This is a genomic window from Mycobacterium sp. (assembly GCF_025933915.1).
GTDB lineage: Bacteria > Actinomycetota > Actinomycetes > Mycobacteriales > Mycobacteriaceae > Mycobacterium.
Window position 1 is genome coordinate 1 of the sequence record NZ_JAICZA010000002.1, and the last position, 22,305, is coordinate 22,305.

Here is a 22,305-nt window from a genome sequence, read left to right on the forward strand (position 1 = left end):
AAAGCCCTTCACCTCAGCCTTGCCGCTGTGATAACGGCGCACCGCGGCGGCGTCGATCACCCCGCCGGTATCAGCGACCAATTGAGAGCAGGCGGACGCCAACTCCCGCAGATCGGAGCCGACCGCGTCCAGCATCGCGGTGACCGTCGCCTCGTCGGCCTTGACGCGCAGACCGCGGAACTCCTTGCGGATGAAATCGATGCGTTCGCTGAGTTTGGTGACCCGCGCGCACGGGTGCACCTCGGCGCCGAGCGACTGCAGCTCGGTGGATAGCGCCTTGGCCCGGCCGCCGCCCGAGTGCACGATCACCAGCACGACGCCCGCCGGCATGTCGGTTGCGGCCGAAACAATCACTGCGGCAGCGTCTTTGCCCGCTTCACTGGCGGCCTCCAGCACGACGATGCGCTCGTCGGCGAACAGCGAGGGGCTCAGCAGCTCGGCAAGCTCGAAGGTACTGACGTCGCCCGCCCGCATCCGGTTGACCGGAACGTCGTCAGTGCCGGCCCGTTTCCGCGCCGACTGCAGCACGTCGGCCACCGCCCGCTCGACCAGCAGTTCCTCGTCTCCCAGGACCAGGTGCAACGGCGAAACCTCGTTCACCCCACGATGGTGTCACGACCGACCGACGAGCCCCGACAGCGACCACGCCAGCACGCCCAACACCGCCGCCCCCGAAACGAGTCGGAACCGTCGCCACCGCCACAGCACGACCACCAGCACCGTGGCACCGCCGACGATCAGCATGCCGGGCATACCGTCCGGAACCGGCACCGTCGCGCCGGGCATGCCGGCCGCCCAGCGGGCCACGCCGCCCACCCACCACAACTCGGGGCCGGTGAAACGAATCAGCAGCCGCGCGGCGCCCGGCCATACCGTGCAGAGCGCGGCCGCCGCGGTGCCCAGCACCGTGATCGGCGCGATCACGGCGGCGACCACGAGGTTGGCGGCGGCGGCGACCAGGCTGAACCGGCCGGAAATCGCGGCAACCAGAGGGGCGGTCACGATCTGTGCGGCCCACGCGACGGCCAGCGCGTCGGCCAGCGGCTTGGGGCATCCCCTGCCCGCCAGCCGCCGCGACCAGACCGGTGCGATGACGATCAGCGCGGCCGTGGCGAGCACCGACAGCGCGAACCCCACGTCGACGGCCAGCTGCGGGGCGACGGCCAACAACACCAGCACCGTCCCGGCGAGGGCCGGAATGGCTTGCCGCCGACGCGAAGACAGCATTCCCGCCAACGCGATGGCGCCCATCACGGCGGCCCGCAACACACTTGCCGTCGGCTGCACGACGATGACGAAGGCCACCAGGGTCAGGGCGGCAAGCACGACTGCCGTCCGGGGACCGATCAATCGGGCCGAGAACAGCACGGCGGCGCACACGATCGTCACGTTGGCGCCCGACACGGCCATCAGGTGCGTCATGCCGGCCGCGCGAAAGTCACGGCCCGTTTCGCCTGGCACCGCCGAGGTGTCGCCGAGCACCAACGCTGGCAGCAGCGCCGCCTGCTCACCGGGCACCGTGTCACGGACCGCCGCGGAGAATCGACTGCGCACGCCGTGCGCGGCCCGTTGCACGGCACCCGCGGCGCCCATGGTCGGTCGGCCCGAGGCGTTGAGCACCGCGACCGTCAGGTCGCGCCGAGTCGGGCGATTGACGCGCGCCTTGAATCGCAGCGGCTGGCCCACCATCAGCCCGCCGAAATCCGCGGCGCGCGCGAAAACGACGACCCGGCCGGAGATTTGCGCGTCGCGCACGCGTTGCAGGGAGGCCCGAAACATCAATCGGCCCTGATTTCCCGAGCCCACCGACTGCGCGCTTTCGCTCGGGATGACCGTAACCGGAGCGATCGTGCCGAATGCCGCGGTGATCGGGTGGCGACCGACCGCATCGGCGCGTAGGGCGACGGCGAACCCGAATCCCGCCCCCACGACACCGATCGCCGCGAGCCCGGCGCTGATCGCCCGCAACCGCGCAGCTGCTCCTGGCCGGTGCAGCGCGTGCCACGCGAGCGCTCCGGAAGCGCCGATCAGCACGACGCAACACCAGGCGAGGGTCCGGCCGATCGGCCACCAGATTCCGCCGGCAGTCACCGCCCAGCAGGTCAGCGCGGCCGGCGCCAGCCGCACGTCGACGCGCCCCGAAGGCGAGACACCCAACCCGGGATGGTGCACCCGGGTCAGACACGGACCAGGGCGCGTAACTTCTCCAGCCGCGCCGGCCCGATGCCCTCGACATCGGCGAGCTGGTCGACACTGGTGAACTTGCCGTTGGCTTGCCGCCACGCCACGATCGCGGCGGCGGTTACCGGCCCGACACCGGGCAACGCGTCGAGTTCCTGCACCGTCGCGGCGTTGAGGTCGACGGCCTGGCCGGCTTTGGGCTTGACCGACCCGGGCCGCGGTGGCGGCGCTTTCGACGTGGGCGTCGATCCGGGGGCCACCGAACTGCCCAGCGCGGTCGGCTGCCCCGCCCCCGGAGCCAGACCGACCACGATCTGTTCGCCATCGCCGAGCGGTCGGGCCATGTTCAGTCCGATGGTGTCCGCTCCGTTGACCGCGCCGCCGGCGGCCTGCAGCGCGTCGGCGATGCGCGCGCCCGGTGGGAGCGTCACGAGGCCAGGGGTGTGCACCAGCCCGACCACGCTGACCACCACCGGGTGGTCGGGTTCGGCGGTCGGGCTCGCCGACGAGCGGGGGCTCGCCGTCGACACCTTCTCCACCGGGGGCAGCTTTGCCGACATCACCGGCGCCGGCCGGTCGCGCACCAACGTGAAAACCGTGACCAGTACCGCCAGCGCCGCCACGATCGCCAACCCGATGGCGCCGGCGCGTCCCGGGTCGGCACGCACTTTCGCCACCCAGCCCCCGTTCTGGGACGAGTCGGGAAGCCACCGCGGCAGCAGCGAATTCTGGTCGTCGTTCGGGGGGTCCTCGTGCGAGGCCGCCCCGGCGTCCTCGGGCTCGGCGAGCGCATCGGTATCCGGTTCGGCGCGGAGCCGTCGCTGTAGGCGCTCGCCCGGAATTTCTGTTCGCATGGGCCGACCGTAGGCCCGCCAGCCGTCGCGACCGCCCGGCCAACGACGCTGCCGGGCCGATCTGTGCATTAACCCGAGGCTGTGCACAGGGCCCGCACGGGATGGGTCAAGATGGAGGTCGAGCGAACGACCAGCATCGCCAGAAATCAGCTCGGGGCGAGTGGTCGTCACGTTCACCCCGAAACGACAGGAGGCCGCCATGCAACTGGCGCTCACACCGGAGGAAGCCGCGTTCCGCGACGAACTCCGCAACATCTACACGACCAAGATTCCGCAGGAGATGCGCGATCGGGTGCGAGAGGGCTCGGCAGAGGTGAACCGCGACGACATCGTCGCCAGCCACAAGATCCTGCACGAGCACGGTCTGGCGGTGCCGAACTGGCCGGTCGAGTGGGGCGGCAAGGACTGGACGCCCACCCAGCACCAGATCTGGGCCGACGAAATGCAGCTCGCGTGCGTCCCGGAGCCGCTGAACTTCAACACCAAGATGGTGGGCCCGGTGATCGCCGAGTTCGGTTCGGAGGACGTCAAACAGCGCTTCCTGCCGCCGACCGCCAGCCTCGACATCTGGTGGTGCCAGGGGTTCTCCGAGCCGGAGGCCGGTTCGGACCTGGCGTCGCTGCGCACCACCGCGGTCCGCGACGGCGACAGCTATGTCGTCAACGGCCAGAAGACATGGACGACGCTCGGCCAGTACGCGGACTGGATCTTCTGCCTGGTGCGCACCGACCCGCAGGCGCCCAAGCGTCAGGCCGGCATCTCTTTTCTGCTGTTCGACATGCAGACCCCGGGCATCACCCTTCGGCCCATCAAGACGATCGACGGCGGCCACGAGGTCAACGAGGTTTTCTTCGAAGACGTCCGCGTGCCCGCCAACCAGCTTGTCGGAGAAGAAAATAAGGGCTGGACCTACGCGAAATTCCTGCTCGGCAACGAGCGCACCGGCATCGCCGGCGTGGGCCGGACCAAGGTGCGCCTCGCCGAGCTGAAGAAGCACGCCGCGGCAACCGGGATCCTCGAGGACCCGTTGTTCGCGGCGCGGCTGGCCGAGGCCGAAAACGAACTGCTCGCACTGGAACTCACGCAGTCTCGGGTGGTCACCGACTCCGCGAATGGACAGCCCAACCCCGCGTCGTCGGTGCTCAAGCTACGCGGCAGCCAATTGCAGCAGGCGGCCACCGAACTGCTCGTCGAGGTCGCCGGGCCGGATGCGCTGCCGGCCAACGGTGAAGACATCTCGTCGCCGTCCTGGGCGCAACACAGCGCGCCGCACTACCTCAACTACCGCAAGACATCGATCTATGGCGGCAGCAGCGAAGTGCAGCGCAACATCATCGCGTCCACCATTTTGGGATTGTGAGGCAGCCATGGACTTTCAGTTGAGCGACGAGCAGTCCCTGCTCCGCGACACCACCCGCGACCTGCTGGCTCGCACCTATGACCCGGAGAGCCGCAACAAGGTCATCGGCTCCGATCTCGGCTGGAGCCGCGACGTCTGGAGCCAGCTCGCCGACACCGGGATTCTCGGCCTCGGCTTTGAGCCCGACGAGTCCGGCCAGATCGAGATCGCGGTGGTGCTCACCGAGATCGGGCGTCGGCTGGCCCCGGAACCCGTCCTGCACGCCGCACTGGGGCCCGGCGCGCTAATCGCCGAGCTGGGCAGCCAGGAGCAGAAACAGCTGCTCGACGAGGTCGCGTCCGGGCAGCGGCTGCTGGCGTTCGCCCACCTCGAGCCGGGCCGGCGCAAGCCGTCTGCCGATGTAACCACCAAGGCTGTACAGCAAGGTGATTCGTGGGCGGTGAGCGGCCGGAAGAACCCGGTGCTCGCCGGGGACTCCGCCGACACGTTGGTGGTCAGCGCCGCCCTGCCGAACGGCGGCAGCGGCCTGTTCTTGGTCGACGCGGGCGCGGCGAGCCGGCACCCGTACCGGACCTTCGACGGGCAGCGCGGCGCCCAGATCGATCTGGACTCCACCCCGGCTGAACCGTTGGGTGAGGCGACCGACGCCTCGGGCGCCATCCGCGACGCCGTCGTCCGCATCCAGTCGGCGTTGTGCGCCGAAGCACTCGGGGCGATGGAGGAATCGCTGCGCCTGACCACCGATTATCTCAAGACCCGCAAGCAGTTCGGTGTCACGCTCAACAAGTTCCAGGCGCTCACGCAGCGCGCCGCCGACATGTACGTCTCGCTGGAATTGGCCCGCAGCATGAGCCTGTACGCGGCGATGTCGATCGCCGACGGCATCCTCGATCCGCTGATCGCCTCGCGGGCCAAGCTGCAGATCGGCCGTTCGGGCCGACACATCGCGCAGGAGTCGATCCAACTGCACGGCGGCATCGGGGTGACCGCGGAATACCCGATCAGCCACTACGCGGCCCGGCTCACCGCGATCGAACACACCCTGGGTACCTCGGGTGAGCACCTGCACAACCTGATCGACCACCTCGGCGACTACGACCTGGCTCGCCTCTAGCGCATCGCCGAGCTCTTCGAACGGGTTGTCTCGTTCCTGTCGGCCGGAGCGCGTACCGGGATGCCGGGGGTGCGTCGCCGCCGACGGTCAGGCTGTGAGGGGCTCGACGGATTCCACCTCATCCGACCGCGCGCCTGACGGTGAATCGAGGTCCGGTACCTGATCGGCCAGGTACTCGGCGAGTGACCTGATCGTCGGATAGTCGAACACCGCGGTAGCGCTGATCGTGAACGCGCCACCGAACTGGCCGTACAGCCGGTTGCGGAGTTCGACCGCCATCAGCGAATCCGTGCCCAGGTCCAGGAACCGGCTGGTTGCCACCGGGGGCTGCGCGAGCCTCAGGAAACTCTGAACTTCGCGCTGTAGGAATTCGGTGAGGAAATCGGCCCGCTGCGCGTCGGGTACCTCGTGCAGTTGCCGGAGCAACTCGCTGTCACCCTGTGACGCCTCCACAGCGCTTGGCAGTACGTGGTCGAGAAGCGGTGGCCGAGAGCCGCCGAGCATTTTCGCGGCGCGCTGCCAGTTCGCTTTGATGACGATCGCCTGCCCGGTGCCGTGGCCGAAAATCTCGCCGAGTGCGTTTAGCGCGGCCGCGGGCTCCAGCGGAATCATGCCTTGCGCACCGAGATTGGCGCGCGCGGCGTGCGAAGTGGCCATGCCGCCCTTCGCCCAGGGGCCGAAGTTGACGGCGACCGCCGGCAGGCCTCGGGCCTTGCGTTCTGCAACGAGTCCGTCGAGCAGCGCGTTGGCGGTCGCGTAGTTGGCCTGCCCGGGCGAACCGAGCACGCTAGAAGCCGACGAGTACATGATGAAGAAATCAAGACCGTCGTCTTTCGTCAACCCATGCAAGTTCCAAGCACCAAACGCCTTGGGCGCCAAGGTGGTCCGGAAACGATCCAGGCTCTGCTGGGGCAACAGCCCATCGTCGAGCACGCCGGCCAGGTGTGCCACCCCCGCGAGCGGCGGCAATTCCGCGCGGATCCGCTCCAACAGCTCTGCGGCCTGGAGCTCGTCGCCGACGTCGGCCGCGAAGGTGTGGATCCGACACCGGTAGCGCTCCATGATGTCGGCGATCGACGCTTGTGCGTCCGCATCGGGCATGTGCCGGCTGCTCAACACGATGTCACCCGCACCGAGTTGGGCCAGATACGACGCCGTGTGCAGGCCGAGTGCACCGAGGCCGCCGGTGATCAGATAGCTTCGATCGCCGCGCGGCTGCAACGGATTCGGCATCTGCACCACGATCTTGCCGATGTGCCGCGCCTGTTGCATGCGGCGGAACGCGCTCTTCGCCTCCGTCAGTGGGTAGATCTCGGCGGGCACCGGCGTGATCTCGCCGCCGGCCAACGCGTCCGACACCTCGGCCAGCAGTCCCCGAATGCGCTCGGGGTCGGCCACGATGGTTCCGTCCAGCGCAACGATCTCGTAGTCGATATCGGGACGGGCCTCCGCCATCTGCTCGCGCGTCCAGATGTCCCGCTTGGCGATTTCGGCGAATCGGCCGCCCTGCGCGGTCGCCCGCACGGTCGCGGCGACGAAGCCCTCATTGGTCAGGCTGTTGAGCACCACGTCGACGCCGGCGCCCCCGGTGTCGGCGAGGATCTGGTCCGCGAAATCCGTGCTGCGCGAGTCGTAGACGTATTCCACACCCATGTTGCGCAACATCGCCCGTTTGTAGCTGCTGGCGGTGGCGAAGACCGTCGCACCACACTGCCGAGCCAACTGGACCGCGGCCAGCCCGACGCCGCCGCTGGCGGCGTGCACGAGCACCCGGTCGCCGGCCCGCAGCTTGGCCCAGTCGAATGCGAGCCGGGCCGTAAGTGCCGCGGCGGGTATCGTCGCCGCGTCCACCGCACCCACCCCGTCCGGCACCGGAGCCAGCAGCTGAGCCGGCACATTGACCCGGCTGGCGAAGGCTCCCGGCATGAAGCCCATGAGGCGTTGGCCCACCTCGAATTCGCTGACGCCGTCGCCCAACTCGGTGACGATGCCGGACAGGTCACCACCGATCGGCCCCGGATCGCCCGGGTAAAGACCGAGCACATTGAGCACATCCCGGAAGTTGAGGCCGGCGGCCTCCACCCGAACCTGCACCTCGCCCTCGACGGGCGGCGCCACTTCCGTCTCGGTCAGACGAAGATTGTCGATCGCGCCGCGCTCGGTCGGCGCCAGGACGTAGTCGGTCGCGCGCGGCATCGCAAGATGGCCGCTACGCGCCCACGGCAGTAGCCGCGGCACCAGGAACTTGCCTTGCCGCAACGCGAGTTCGGGTTCCTCGAGGGCCATGCCGGATGCGCCGCACAACTTGGCCAACCAGTGCACGGTGTCGTCCGCCCCGTCGTGGTCGACGAGACGGCAACGCAGGGTCGGCTGCTCGGCGATGATCGTGCGCCCGAGCCCCCAGAGCGCCGCCTGCGCCGGGTCGACCGGTTCACCGGATTCGGTCGCCACCGCGCGTTCGGTGATGATCCACAGTCCCCCGGTCAGTTTCACCGCCTCGTCCGCCAGCGCAGCGTGCACGGCACCGAGCAGATTGGCGATCTCGGTCTCCAGCCGCGCGGTGAATTCGGCGCTCGACTCCGCCGCGTGCGGTGGTCTGGTGCAGCGCCAAACGATCCCGGCGACCGGCGCGCCCTCGGAAGCCTGCGCGAACAGCCGCTGCCAGTGCTCCGGGTCGGCGGTCGGGGCAAACCGGATGCAGGCGGGCAATTCGGTTGCCAGTTCGTCGTATCCGGCAATCAGCCAGGTACCGTTCGCGCTCCCATCAGCGTCACCCGGCGCCAGGGGCGCCATCTCTTGCCAGCCCAGCGTGTACAGCAACCGAGTGGCATCGCCGCCGAGCCCGCGCAGCAACGCCTCGCGCGGCGCACGTTTCACCGTGAATTCGCGAATTCCACCCAGGTGCCGACCATCCCGACTTATGAAATCGAGATCGAAGACCTGCGTTTCGCTGTCCAGACCACCGTTCTGCCACCGCGCGCGGCAATAGAACCGTCGCGGCATCCGTTCGCTCAGCATTACCCGCCCGTACCGCAGCGGCAGGAACAGGTCAGGAACCGCACCCTGTTCGGTCGCCGCCAGAAGCGCCGGGAAGGCCGGGAAAGCGACTCCGGTGCACAGGTCCAACAGCACCGGATGCACAGGCTCACTGCCGAGCTGTTCGGCGAGTTCGTCACCGACGGCGACGTCACCGATCGCCTCACCATCACCGACCCACAGTGATTTCAGCGAGGTCGACCAGGTGGGCCCCCAGGCTAGTTCCATGTCGGTGAAGGTGTCGAACAACTGTTGCGGACGCGTGCGGCTCAGTCGCTCGATCGCCACCTCGATCGAATCCGGCGGGTCAAGTGCCGGCTCTTCGTCGACACCGTCGACGACGGTGCCGTCGGCGTTCAACGACCACTCGGCGTCGCGAACACCGTACGGGCGGCTGTGCACCCGGAAAGTCCAGCCGCCGCCATCTTCAAACGGATGCAGAGTCAGCTGCACTTCTCGGGAATTCTTGTCGCTCAGGATTATTGGTTCGTAGAAGAAGACATCCTGCACCCGCGCCGGCGCCCCGACCGCGGCAAGGGCCATCGCCGCGTAGGTCGCACCCGGAACGACGACCGTGCCATAGATGACGTGATCTGACAGCCACGGCTGCGACTTGACCGACAGTCGACTGGTGTAGACGGCGTCGCCGGAGGCGAGGTCCTTTGCGCTACCCAAGATTCCGGATACGGCAGCGCCCCCGACGTCGACGCCGGCGATCCCGGAAGTCTTGGGCCAGTAGCGACGGCGTTGGAACGGATACGTGGGCAGTTCGACCCTGCGGCGTGGCAGATGTTGCCGCGCAGCGAAATCGGGCCGGTGCCCGGCGATATAGGCCGTGGCGAACGCTTCTGCGGTCTGCCGCCGGGCATCGACGCCCTTGCGCAGGGAAACGATCGCCCTGGGCGCGGCCGAGGATTCCGGCCAGGCTTGCAGCGCGGCGGCGGTCAGAACCGGTTGCGGACCGATCTCCATCACCACCGAGCAGCCCAGCGCCGCCGCGGTGCGCACGCTTTCGGCGAATTGCACCGGCTGGCGCGAATGCCGCCGCCAATATTGGGCGTTCAGCGGAGTTTCCGATGTGAGCACCGTTCCGGTGCGGTTGCAGATCAGCGGGCGGGTCGGCACGCCGAACTGCACCCGCGCTGCGCACGACTCGAATTCGTCGAGCACGGGTTCCAGCAGTTCTGAGTGGAAGGCGTGGCTGGTTTCCAGCCAGGTGCAGCGGATTCCGTCGTCACTGAATGTGGCGACAATGCGGTCCAGATCCTCCCCCGGGCCCGACAACACGGTGTTGCGGCCGTTGTAGGCGGCGACCGAAACTCGCGGGAATTCGTCGGCGGCGTCCTCCACCTGCTGGGCGTCGGCGAATACCGCCACCATTCGGCCGCCCTCGGGCAGACTGCCGAACAGTCGGCCACGTTCGGCGATCAACCGTGCCCCGTCCTCGAGGCTGAACACTTCGGCCACACACGCCGCGGCGTACTGACCCACGCTGTGCCCCAGAACCACGTCGGGTTCGATGCCCCACGACTGCCACAACCGGGCCAGGCCCATCTCGACGGCGAAGAGCGCGGGCTGCGCAAAAGAGGTGTGCCGCAGCGCTTCTGCGCTGTCACCGTCGGTGCCCAACAGCACCTCGAGCAAGGGGCGCGGCAGTATCGGATCGACGGCTTGGGCACACCGCGTCACGGTGTCGGCGAACACTGGCTCGGTGTCGAACAATTCGCGCGCCATCCCGACGTACTGGCTGCCCTGCCCGGTGAACAACCATGCCGTCGTCGGCGGATCCGTGCACTCGCCACGTACCACGCCCGGGCGCAGCCGGTTCTCGGCCAACTCGGCGAGAAGCTCGCGCGCTCCCCCGACCGAATCCACGACCAACGCGCCCCGGTGTTCGAAATGCGAACGCCCTACGCCGGCAGTGAAGCTCACATCGGCGATGTCGACGTCCGGGTGCGCATCCAGCCAGGCACCATATCGGTGCGCCAACGCCACCAGCCCGTCGGCTGACCGCGCGGACAAGGGCAACACGCTGACCGATTCCCTTCGGGCGTCCGACTCCGGTGCCGCGGTGACATCGGGTGAGACCGTGTCTGCCGAGGTCTCGTCCGTGGCCGCCGATTGCCGTGGCGCCTCCTCGATGAGCACATGCGCGTTCGTGCCGGTGAACCCGAACGAACTGATGCCGGCGCGGCGTGGCCTGCCATTGGTCAGCCACGGAGTTGCCTTGTCCACAACCTGCACCGGGAGGGAGTCCCACGGAATATGCGGCGACGGTTTCTCAAAGTGCAGATTCTTCGGGAGCACTTCGTTTTGCAGAGACAACACGACCTTCACCAGACCGGCGACCCCGGCCGCCGACTCGAGGTGTCCGATGTTGGTCTTGACCGATCCCATCAGCAGCGGCCGGTTCGGATCACGATCGGCGCCGTAGACGGCGGCGGCCGCCTGCACCTCGATCGGGTCGCCCAGCGCGGTGCCGGTCCCGTGCGCCTCGAGGTAGTCGATGTCCGCGCCACCGATACCGGCACGGGCCAGCGCCGCGGCGATAAGCCGTTGCTGCGCACCGCCGTTGGGCACCGTCAAACCGCTGGAAGCGCCGTCCTGATTGACTGCGCTGCCGCGGATGACCGCGCGAATCCGGTCGCCGTCGCGCTGCGCGTCGCTCAGCCGCTTGAGCACCAGAATCCCGCATCCTTCGCTGCGCACATAGCCGTCGGCGGCGGCGTCGAAGGTCTTGCATCGACCATCGGGTGACAGCATCCTGGCGCGCGAGGCGGCGACGATGGACGCCGGGCTCAACAAGACGTTCACCCCACCGGCCAGCGCCAGATCGCAGTCACCGGAGTGCAACGCCTGGCAGGCCTGGTGGACGGCCACGAGCGACGAACTGCACGCGGTATCGACCGCGACGGCCGGCCCTTCCAGTCCGAGCGCGAAGGCAACCCGACCCGAGATGGCATTGAGCGCGTTGCCGGTGATGAAGTGGGCTTCGATGGACTCGACCGAATCGCTGGACAACAGATGCGAATACTCGTTGGCAGCCACACCGACGAACACGCCACTTCGACTGCCGCGCAACGACGCAGGCGAATACCCGGCACGTTCCAGGCCCTCCCACGCGATCTCCAGCATCAGCCGCTGCTGCGGATCGATCCACACGGCCTCGCGTGGGGAAATACCGAAGAATTCCGGATCGAAGCCGTCGATGCCGTCGAGGTATCCGCCGCAGCGGGTGTAGATCTTGCCCGGCGTCTCTTGATCCGGGTCGTAAAACTCGTCGATGTCGAAACGGTCCTCGGGGATCTCCCGCACCGCGTCGACACCGTCGGACAGCATGTCCCAAAAGGCGTCGGGATCCGGCGCGCCCGGAAAGCGGCAGGCCACCGCGACGATGGCGATCGGCTCATCGGTGCGGCCCGTTTTGGGTGACGCCGTCACCGCGGCCGGTTGGGCCCCTGAATCGGCGCCCGATTTGGCGGAAGCCTGCGCGTTGAGACCGAGCACGTCGCCGAGTAGGTAGTCCGCCACGTCGACCAGGCGTGGGTAGTCCATCGCGAGAGTCGCCGGCAGCTCCTTGCCCACGGCGTGCTCCACCCTGCGGCGCAGTTCGACGGCCATCAGCGAATCCATGCCCAGATCAAAGAATCCGGCGTCCTCGCGGATGTCCGCGACGTCGATCCGCGTCACCTCCGCGACGACGTCGCGCAGATGTTCCAGCACCAGCTTTTTCCGCTGCTGCACCGGTGCGACGGTGAGCCGCTCGACCAATCGGGTGGTGCCGGACGGTACCGCTGCGGGCACCGACGAGGGTGCCTCCCGGTCCAGCTCCGCCAGGAATGGCCGCTTCCCCGAAAGCTGATAGAGCGGCAGGAAACGGGACCAGTCGATCCGGGCCACCACCCCTTGGGCGGGCCTCTGGGCCGCCCCCGATGAGGCAGCAGCCACCATGAGATCAGCCATTCCGGCCAGCGCGTCGGCGGGCGACAACGTCACGACCCCGCGCTGATCCAGTCGCGCACGGGCGTCCTCGTCGGCCATACCGGCCGACCACGGACCGAAGTTGACGCTGACGTGCCCCTGCTCACGCAGCCGGGAGGACAACCCGTCCAGGAAGGCGTTGGCCGCGCTGTACGCGGTCTGACCGAAGCTGCCCCACACCGAGGCGATCGAGGAGGTGCTCAGGAAAAAGTCCAGTCGCATGTCCGCGGTAGCTTCGCTCAAATACCAAGCACCCCAGACCTTTCCGGCGAACACTCGATCGACTTCGGCGTCGTCCAGGGCGCTCAGCGGTGTAGTACCCATCTCGCCGGCCGCATGGACGATGCCGGCCAGCGGTGGTAGCTCGGCCTGCACGGTGGCCAACAGGCGGGCGACGTCGTGCGGATCGGCGACATCGGAGGCGATGGCCCGGAATTCGCAACCGTACTGTTCGCTGAGCGCATCTATGCGCCGTTGCACGGCCTCACCTGGTGAGCGCCGGCTGGTCAGCACCAGATGTCGGGCACCGTGCCCGGCCAGGTACCCGGCGATTTCCAGTCCGACGGAACCCATCCCTCCGGTCACCAGATATGTTGCGTCGTCACGTAATACCAGCGGCGTGGCGAGCGGTTGCCCAGCGCGTCGAGTCAGCCGGGGAACATAGACGGCTTGATCCCGCAGCGCAACTTGGTCTTCCCCACCGGCCGGGCCGCGCTTCGCCGCCATTTGGTTGATCAACCGGGACCACTCGTCGGCGCTACCGTCATGTAGATCTGCGAGTCCGCCCCACACTTGCGGATGTTCCAGGGAGGCGGCGCGACCGAACCCCCACAGGCAGCTCTGCACCGGGGACACGGTGTCCGCGTCGGCGACTTGCTGCGCACCGCGGGTGACCAACCAGATGGGCGCGCGGAGTTCGGCGGCGGCCGCGGCACGGAAGAGTCGCCGTGTTCCGCCCAGGACGCGGTGTTGCATCCGCAGGAGCGACCGCATCGACGGTTCCGGGTCCGGCTCGAGGGCCGCGAAATGCACGATGCGCAGCGTCGGTTCTTCCGCTGCCGCGGCCCGTAACGCGGCTTCGAGCCGTTGTTCGTCCGCGTCGGAGACCGGCAACCCGAGAATGCGGTGCCGGTGCCCCTGCGCGGCCAACGCGTCGACCAAGGGCTGAACCGCATCGGCATCATCGCCGATGAGGAGCCAACCGGTGCCCTCGCCGGATTCCGCGATTGCGACCCCGGTCACCGCGGCAGCAGATTTTTCCCAGCGCATCTCGTAGCGCGCGTCCACCACGGACTGGGCGTTGCGCTGCCGATTATGTTGTAGGGCAAGCTTCGTCAGCACGTCGGCCGTATGTTGATTGCCGTTTCCACCGTCGAGCAGCGCGGCCAATTCCTCGATACGGCCGTCCTCGAGGAGCCGGACGGCTTCGGTGCGCGCGGCCGCGGTTTGGTCGGAGGGCTGGGCGGGCCGGACCCGCTTATCGCGGAACCAGTACTGGCGACGCTGGAATGGATAGGTGGGCAGGTCGAGCTTGCGGGCCGGTTCCTGCTGGATGGCGCTGAACTGGGGCAGGTGGCCGGCAATGTAAGCGCTGGCAACGGCTTCGGTGATCTGACGGTGGTCGGTGCCGTTTCGGCGCAACGACGCGATAGCCCGTGGCGCGGTCGCCGCGTCGGGCCATGCCCGCAGGGCCGATGCGGTGAGCACCGGTTGTGGACCGACCTCGAGCAGCACCGCGCAACCAAGATCGGCCAAAGTGGCGACACTCTTGGCGAATTCGATCGGCTGGCGCGCGTGGCGGCGCCAATACGGGCCGTCCAGTTTCGCGTTTCTGCCGAGGGCGGCGCCCGTACGGTTGCACACCAAAGTCCGTTGCGGCGAGCTGAAATCGAACCGGCTGGCGTACGACTCGAATTCGTCGAGGGCCGGGTCCAGCAGTGCCGAATGGAAGGCGTGGCTGGTCTCTAGCCAGTCGCAGCGGACACCGTCGGCACTCAGCGCGCCCACCGCCCGGTCCAGATCCTCCGCGGGTCCCGACAGCACGGTGTTGGCGCCGTTGTAGGCGGCCACCGAGAGCCGCGGATACTCGTCGGTGTAGCTCTCGACCCGCTCGGCGGCGGCGAACACCGCCACCATCCGGCCGCCGGCGGGCAAACCGCCGAAAAGGCGTCCGCGCTCGGCAAGCAACAATGCTCCGTCGTCGAGACTCAACACGCCGGCGACGCAGGCAGCCGAATACTGTCCGACGCTGTGCCCCAGCACCACATCGGGTTCGAATCCCCACGACTGCCAGAGCCGGGCCAGACCCATCTCCACCGCGAACAGGGCGGGCTGGGCATAGCTCGTCTGCCGCAGCGTGTCTTCGCCGTCGGCATCGAAAATGACGTCCAGCAAAGGTCTTTCGAGCACATCGGCGACCGCGGCTGAGCACCGGTTCATGGCCTCAGCGAACACCGGCTCGGTCTCGTACAACTCCCGCGCCATGCCGGCGAACTGGCTCCCCTGACCGGGAAACAACCACGCCGTCTTCGGCGTGTCCGTGCACACTCCCCGCACCAAGCCCGGCGCCGGGCGGTCGTCGGCGAGCGCACCGAGCAACTCGCGTGCGGAGTCGGTCGAATTCACCACCAGGGCGGCGCGGTGCTCGAGGTGGGAGCGCCCCACCCCGGCGGTGAGGCACACGTCCGCCAATGTGGCCTCCGGATGCGCGGCCAGCCAGCTGCGGTACTCGTCGGCGAGCTGCACCAAGGCCTCCGGGGTGCGCGCCGATAGCGGCAACACGCTGAAGCGTCTGCCGTCGGAAGGCTCGACCGGTGCCACGGCAGCCCGCGCCAATGCGGGGGCTTCCTCGACGATGATGTGCGCGTTGGTCCCGGAGAACCCGAACGAACTGACCCCGGCGATGCGGCGCCGACCGTTGCGTTCCCAGGTGAGGGCCTCGTCCACGACCCGCACCGGCAGCCGGTCCCAGGGAATGTGCGGGGATGGGTTGCGGAAGTTCAGGTGCTTCGGCAATTCCTCATGCTCGAGCGAGAGGATGACCTTGATCAGACCGGCGATTCCGGCCGCCGCTTCCAGATGCCCGATGTTCGTCTTCACCGATCCGATCAGCAGCGGCCGGCCGTCGTCGCGCCCGCCGCCGAGCGCCGCGGCCGCGGCCTGGACTTCGATCGGATCACCCAGCGATGTCCCGGTTCCGTGCGCCTCCAGGTATCCGACGTCGCCGGCGGCGACACCGGCGCGCTCCAGCGCCTCGGTGATAACCCGTTGCTGGGCAACGCCGTTCGGTACCGTCAAGCCGCCCGATGCACCATCCTGGTTGATCGCGCTGCCCCGGATGACGGCCCGAATCCGGTCCCCGTCGCGGATCGCGTCGTCCAGCCGCTTCACCACGATGACGCCGCAACCCTCGCCGCGCACATAGCCGTCCGCGGCCGCGTCGAACGTCTTGCAGCGGCCGTCCGGAGCCAACATCCGCGCTTGGGAAAAGGTGATCATGGTTCCCGGGCTGATCAGGACGTTCGCGCCGCCGGCGAGCGCGAGATCGCATTCGCCTAGGCGCAGCGCCTGGCACGCCTGATGGATTGCCACCAGCGAGGAACTGCACGCTGTATCGACCGTGACCGCCGGGCCCTGCAGCCCCAGCCGGTAACTGATCCGGCCCGCTCCCGCGGCACCCGACGTCCCGATTGCCGTATATGCCTCGAGCCCAGCGTAATCCAGCTCATCCGAGATCATTCCGAAGTAGTCATGGGTGGACAGACCCACGTACACACCGGTCTTGGTGTTCGCCAAAGCCAGCGGTGCAGTGCCCGCATGCTCCAGCGCCTGCCATGCCGTTTCGAGTAGCAGTCGGTGCTGCGGGTCGATCATCTTGGCCTCGCGCGCCGACACCCCGAAAAAGGCCGCGTCGAACCCCGCTACGTCATCGATGAAGCCGGCCCGGCGTGTCACGATCTTCCCCGGCACCCCGGGGTCCGGGTCGAAGAATGCCTCAACATCCCATCGGTCCGAGGGCACCTCCGATACGGCATCTCGCCCGTGCCGCAAGACATCCCAGAATTCGTCCGCATCGCCAGCCCCCGGTACCCGTATTGAGTAGCCGACAATCGCAAAACCCGATGCCTGCGCCATCGGATCTTCGACGGATGCCATGCGGATGTCCTCTCTGCCATGGCCGGCAGAGGTGGATCCCCCCGGGCCAGCCTGCTGCTGCCTGGACCGCGTTAGCTCAAACCCAGACGTTGATCGTTCACTGCACCACACCAGCCGGGTGTACAGCAGAATCATGTCTCGACGGCAAGTGGTGTCGCCGGATTCCGGACTGCGTCCCGCGCCGGGCGCCCATCACCATAACCGGCTGCCGCGCCCGTGGCTATCGCTTCTGGAGCCCGGCAAGTCGGCGATGGTGATCATCCAAGAGGCTATCTTGATCTCGCCGCCGCGGGACGGGAATCGCAGTCATCCACACCGAGGAGAAAACATTGCGCATCGGGAAAATCACGATCGGTTCAATTGACGACTGGGAGTTGAGCCCCGGCGCGGTCACCTCCTGGCACCCGACGGCTACGGCTCTTGAAACGGCCCGGGAAGCACCGGTCAGTTCGGTACCCGTCACCTACATGCAGTCCCAACACCTTCGCGGTTACCACGAACGAACGGCCGCCGGCCTCGATTACTCACGGCTGCTGGTCGCCACCTGTGAGATCCCGGGTCACTGCGATGTTGAGGTCATGAATTACGCCCTCAACGCATACCTGCGGCGCCACGACACATATCGCAGCTGGTTCGAGTACCGCGGTACCGGAGATATCGTCAGGCACGTTATCGGCGATCCCGCTGATATCGAATTTGCGCCAACCGATCACGGCGAAATGGCGATCGAAGAACTCTACGACCATGTGGTGGCCACACCGGATCCATTGCAGTGGGGTTGCTTCAGCTTTGGAATTGTCCAAGGCGAGGACCACTTCACGTTCTACGCGAGTATTGATCACGTCCATGGCGACGCGTCGCTGATCGGCATCACGATGCTGGAGTCTTATGCCATGTACACCTCGTTGGCGGCAGGCAATGGGCCCCTTGCGCTACCCGATGCCGGCAGTTATCACGATCACTGCCTGCAAGAGCGCGAATACACGTCCACTTTGAATGTCGATTCACCGGAAGTTCGCGCATGGATTGACTTCGCCGAGAACAACAATGGGAGCCTTCCCGAGTTCCCGCTGCCGCTGGGTAATCCATTGGAGCCCAATGACAGTGCCATGGTCGCCGAAATCCTGCTGGACACGGAACAGACGGAGAGATTCGAATCAGCCTGCACCGCGGCCGGTGCCCGCTTCATCGGCGGTTTGTTCGCCTGCATCGCCCAGGTGGAACACGAGTTCACCGGTGCGGTCACCTATTACGGACTCACTCCCAGGGATACCCGCCGCACGTCGGAAAACTTCATGACTCAGGGCTGGTTCACCGGCATGGTTCCGATCACCGTCCCAATAGCTGCAGCATCGTTCGGCGAAGCCGCGTGGGCGGCGCAGGCGTCTTTCGATTCGGGTCTGAGTTTGGCGAAGGTGCCCTACTATCGCGTGTTGGAATTGGCACCATGGTTGGACTGGCCTCGACCAAACTTTCCGGTGACGAATTTCCTACATGGCGGCGCGGCCCCACTCAACGCGGTGCTCACCGCGGAGTTGGGCGGTGCCAAGAATATCGGGATCTACTCCGACGGCAGGTATTCATATCAGCTGACCATCTACGTATTCCGGTATGGCGAGGGCACGGTGATGGCGGTGATGCTTCCCGACAACCCGGTAGCCCAAAAATCAGTCACCCGTTATATGGAAGCGATGAAATCCGCGTGTACGCGGGTCGCCGATCATGGGAATTGGTGACGCCCTGTTAACCGGGATACACCGTGCCCCCATGGGGGTCGATATCGCGAGTCTTCAAGGGGCCTAAACGAATTAAACAGCGTGTAATGTGACGGCGGGTACAGGCTATCCGGGGGTGGACGGATGAAACGACTGGTCGCAGCGGCATTCGCGGCATGGCTGGCGGGTCCGGGAGGCGGATTCGGACCTTGGGTCGCGGGCGGTGACCCTGGGTTTCCATGGACGCCGTCGACCCCGTCTCCGGTGGGCGACGCGGCGACCGCCAGAGTCGTCTATGGGGTAGGCGGTGCGCGACCGCCGGGCATTCCCTGGTACGAGTACACCAACCGGGCCGGGTCCGGATACTTTCCGAACGCTGAGCGCGACGTCATCGAGTATCCCGCCGGAGCCCTCTACGGCTGGGTGCCGCAAGAGCTGTTTCCTGGGCCCCGAGACAAAATGACCGTCGGCCAGGCGATCCAACAAGCCACGAACAGTCTGGATCAGGCCATTCGGGACGGAGCAGAGCCGGCCGCCGCCGTCGGTTTGTCGCAAGGAAACCTCGCGCTCGATCAGGAACAGGCGCGGCTGGCCGACGACCCGAAGGCACCACCGCCAGACAGACTGCAGTTCACGACCATCGGTGACCCGGTGGGAACGCACGCGTTCGGGGCGAGTTTTGCGTCCGGCATCTTCAAACCCGGTGACCGCATTCCGATTGTCGGTTACACCATGCCTCAGCAGGTCGACAGCCAGTACGACACCAACAGAATCGTCGCCGCATACGACGGTTTCGGAGATTTTCCCGATAGGCCAGACAACCTGCTGGCCGACGCCAACGCGATCCTCGCCTCGACGATCGTGCACACCCCCGCGGCGTTCACCAGGCCGGACGACGTGCCACCACAGAACATCAGGACGACAGTCAATGCGCGAGGCGCCAAGACGACGACGTATCTCGTTCCGGTGAACCATCTTCCGCTGACCTTGCCGCTGCGCTACCTCGGCTGGTCCGACGGTCTGGTAAGCCAGATCGATGCGGCATTGCAGCCGCAGATCGATGCGGGCTATTCACGCAACGACGACGTGCTTTCCAGGCCCGTCTCCGTGGATCCGGTCAACGGCATGGACCCGGTGGGCATCCTGGGCCCCGCCGCGCGCGATTCCATCGAAAGCTTCGCCGCCCAGGTTCGCGCGATCTTCCCCCCGCCCGGCTTACCTGGCCCGCCGCTGTAGCGCTTTCGCGAAATTAGTTGCCGTCTAAACGGTTTCGAACTTATTCGCGACTTCCTGCCAAGCGCACGCATTCCTTCTGGCTATTTCGGCGACCGTGGCCGAGCAGTGGATCGGAATATTTTCGACGATCGCATTGACGACGCCGATTGCGGCCATGTTCGTCGACAGTAGTCTCAGGAGTCTGCGGCCCCTGTCGGAGAACCTCACTGCGGGGTCGTTTCTGAGTCGTTGGAGAAGGTCGTGGTCGTGGACCTCAGGAGGCGCGTCGTGCCGATCGCCGGCGGATGGATCCTCGGTCGGTTGTGGAGCGTCTCCCACCGGTTCGATGCACGAGTTCGATGTCTTACCAAGGCTATCGGGTAGCGGATTTTCGCCTCTTTCGAAACGCGCCCGTACGTCGCGCGCAGTGCTCACAGAGACGCCTGCATTGCGCGCTATCTCTCGCAATGACGCGTCGGGGTTTATCGATAGGAATTCGGCGGCGCGTCGCCGGCCGTTGATCGGACTGATCGGTCGCGTTTTTCCGTCGCGCCCGAGTCGAACGTCTAATTGGGAATCTTCCTCAGTTGTACACCTGCGCAACGTGGCTACCGTTTTGTGTGACACCCCTGCGAGCAGCCCGATAGAGCGATCCGAGCGATGGGGGTTCAACAAGAGGATGCGTCGCGCCGCAGTCTTTCGTTCCGAAAGGGTAAGGGGTAGACCGTGTGTGACATTCAAATGTACTGCGAGCGCGAATGCTTCGGCGTCACTGCCTTCGAAGAACTTTGCTGCTATTGACTCGTCGCCCCGCAGCTGGGTCGCGCGTAGCCTGTGCACGCCATCGATCACCCGCATCGAGGTGCGCTGAATTACTATGGGAGGCAACGGTACCGGTGATTGTGCCAAGATCTTGATGTGGTCTTCGTTCGCTTTGTTCTCCCTAGGAGAGAGTGAATTGTGAATTAACACCACGGAGACATTCTCAACCGGCAGAGAGTTCTCTTGAGATAGCCACTCCGCCACCGGACACGTCGGCATCCGGCCCCCCTATCGTATCCGTGCACTAACCGCAGCGCGTATTTATGTCGTGGTTACTCGTATGTCGCTCTCATTTGCCTTCGGCGTCGATCGGCGATCACCGTATTCGATTTGGCATGACCAGTCTGAAACCAGCGGTCTGTCATCCCACGCCCATCACGGCGAGTTTGTCTGCCCCGATCGGAATTGCCAGGTTCGCCGACGAGGCCGCGAGCCGCCCGGCTGAGAGGGCGGTGGTATCGACGGCCACGAGTGGAGCTTCTCGACGCGCTGGTCGTCGCGGCAGCAAGGCCACCGCGGTCAGCTTGTTCACGATCCGCTACTCCGTTTCGGCAATCTCGATTGGCGAGAATCTACCTCTCACAGTTGAGTATCAAATTTCCATAGCGGATCGCCTTCGTCAATCTGCTCTGCAGACGCCGAGCCGGCCCATCGGTGTAGCAACAGACAATAGCCCGCGCCGGCTCGCCGTGTCGCTCGCATCATCGCGAATTCCGACGTGCGCATCGACCCGCACCCGCGCGCACCTGGCTCTTTCGGCGATAATGACTCCGTCACACCGGCACAAAGGAGTCCCGATGAGCAACGCAACTACAGACCGTCCGCTGCGGGTGATCCAGTGGACGACCGGCAACATCGGGCGGCGGTCACTGCACGCCATCATCGGGCGAGGGGACATGGAACTGGTCGGGGTTTATGCCCACGGCGAGGAAAAGGTCGGCGTCGACGCCGCCGAACTGGCGGGCTGGCCTGAGCCGACCGGGGTGCGGGCGACGAACGACGTCGACGCGCTGCTGGCCCTGGGCGCCGACGCGTGTTGCTATAACCCGTTGTGGCCCAACATCGATGAGCTGGTGCGGCTGCTGGAATCGGGTGTCAACGTCTGCACCAGCGCGGCCTGGATCACCGGCGGCAAGCAGACGCCCCAGGACCGCAAACGCGTCGAGGAGGCCTGCCAAAAGGGCAATTCGACGATCTTCGGCAGCGGCGCGCACCCGGGCATGACCAACATGGTCGGCATGGTGCTGTCCGCCTCGTGCGAGCGCGTCGACGAGATTCGGATCACCGAGTCCGTGGACTGCTCGACCTACGAATCGGCGGAGACCCAAACCGCCATGGGGTTCTCGCAAGACCCCGACACCCCGGGGTTGGCCGACAGCGTGCGCCGGGAAAGCGAGGTCTTCGCCGAATCGGCGGCGATGATGGCCGACGCGATCGGGGCGAAGCTGGACAAGATGACCTTCGACGTCACCTTCACCCCGGCCACCGGTGACTCCGACCTGGGGTTCATGAAGATTCCCGCCGGAACGGTCGGCAGCGTCTACGGCTACCACCGCGGCTGGGTCGGCGATCGCAACGTCGTCAGCGTCGGATTCAACTGGACCATGGGCAGCCACGTCGTCCCACCCAAACCGCTCGAGCACGGGCACGTCATACAGGTGTTCGGGCTGCCCAACATGCGCACCGTTCTGCACTGCCTGCCACCCAAAGACTGGACCGAGCCCGGGTTCATGGGGCTGGGAATGATCTACACCGCGATGCCGGTTACCAATGCCGTCCCGGCGGTGGTGGCGGCCAGGCCGGGAATCATGACGCTGGCCGATTTGCCGCCGGTCACCGGCCGCCTGGCGCGCTAGCGGCAATGCCGCTCGC

General features: G+C 66.6%; 9 protein-coding genes and 2 pseudogenes. 5 read left to right on the plus strand and 6 right to left on the minus strand.

Features of this window, described 5'->3' with window-relative positions; all coding sequences use genetic code 11:
• The 3 genes and pseudogenes from Q0W90_RS00320 to Q0W90_RS00330 form a co-directional block, all read right to left on the minus strand.
• Nucleotides 1–582: pseudogene (locus Q0W90_RS00320) on the minus strand (DNA polymerase III subunit delta); the annotation flags it as partial.
• Between the two features lie 30 nt (nt 583–612).
• Entirely contained in the window at nt 613–2,127 is a 1,515-nt protein-coding gene (locus tag Q0W90_RS00325; RefSeq protein ID WP_297772630.1) for a ComEC/Rec2 family competence protein, read from the minus strand.
• A gap of 50 nt (nt 2,128–2,177) precedes the next feature.
• The gene (locus Q0W90_RS00330; RefSeq protein ID WP_297601978.1) at nt 2,178–3,035 is read right to left on the minus strand and encodes a ComEA family DNA-binding protein; all 858 of its coding nucleotides are present in this window, start codon (nt 3,033–3,035) and stop codon (nt 2,178–2,180) included.
• Between the two features lie 199 nt (nt 3,036–3,234).
• Here Q0W90_RS00330 and Q0W90_RS00335 point away from each other — a divergent pair, with 199 nt between their 5' ends.
• The gene (locus Q0W90_RS00335; protein WP_297601980.1) at nt 3,235–4,395 is read left to right on the plus strand and encodes an acyl-CoA dehydrogenase family protein; all 1,161 of its coding nucleotides are present in this window, start codon (nt 3,235–3,237) and stop codon (nt 4,393–4,395) included.
• Between the two features lie 7 nt (nt 4,396–4,402).
• Complete coding sequence (locus Q0W90_RS00340) at nt 4,403–5,509, plus strand: acyl-CoA dehydrogenase (protein WP_297772576.1); 1,107 nt, start codon at nt 4,403–4,405, stop codon at nt 5,507–5,509.
• A gap of 87 nt (nt 5,510–5,596) precedes the next feature.
• Here the strand turns inward: Q0W90_RS00340 and Q0W90_RS00345 are convergent, their stop codons facing one another.
• A complete protein-coding gene (locus tag Q0W90_RS00345; RefSeq protein ID WP_297772578.1) occupies nt 5,597–16,681 on the minus strand; it encodes a type I polyketide synthase in 11,085 nt (3,694 codons plus the stop codon).
• Nucleotides 16,682–17,010: 329 nt separating this feature from the next.
• Between Q0W90_RS00345 and Q0W90_RS00350 the strand changes: the two genes are divergently transcribed.
• On the plus strand, nt 17,011–18,417 hold the full coding sequence (locus Q0W90_RS00350; protein ID WP_297597749.1) for a condensation domain-containing protein: 1,407 nt from the start codon (nt 17,011–17,013) through the stop codon (nt 18,415–18,417).
• A gap of 123 nt (nt 18,418–18,540) precedes the next feature.
• On the plus strand, nt 18,541–19,632 hold the full coding sequence (locus tag Q0W90_RS00355) for a PE-PPE domain-containing protein (RefSeq protein ID WP_297597747.1): 1,092 nt from the start codon (nt 18,541–18,543) through the stop codon (nt 19,630–19,632).
• A gap of 24 nt (nt 19,633–19,656) precedes the next feature.
• Here Q0W90_RS00355 and Q0W90_RS00360 read toward each other — a convergent pair whose 3' ends face one another.
• Together Q0W90_RS00360 and Q0W90_RS24485 are read right to left on the minus strand one after the other, a co-directional pair.
• Nucleotides 19,657–19,788, minus strand: coding sequence for a hypothetical protein (locus tag Q0W90_RS00360; protein ID WP_297597745.1), 132 nt, complete (start codon nt 19,786–19,788; stop codon nt 19,657–19,659).
• Between the two features lie 570 nt (nt 19,789–20,358).
• Nucleotides 20,359–20,652 (minus strand): annotated as a pseudogene (locus Q0W90_RS24485) (ParB/RepB/Spo0J family partition protein); the annotation flags it as partial.
• 578 nt (nt 20,653–21,230) lie between these two features.
• Here Q0W90_RS24485 and Q0W90_RS00365 point away from each other — a divergent pair.
• Nucleotides 21,231–22,289, plus strand: a complete 1,059-nt coding sequence (locus Q0W90_RS00365; RefSeq protein WP_297772580.1) for a dihydrodipicolinate reductase — start codon at nt 21,231–21,233, stop codon at nt 22,287–22,289.
• Nucleotides 22,290–22,305: the final 16 nt, after the last annotated feature.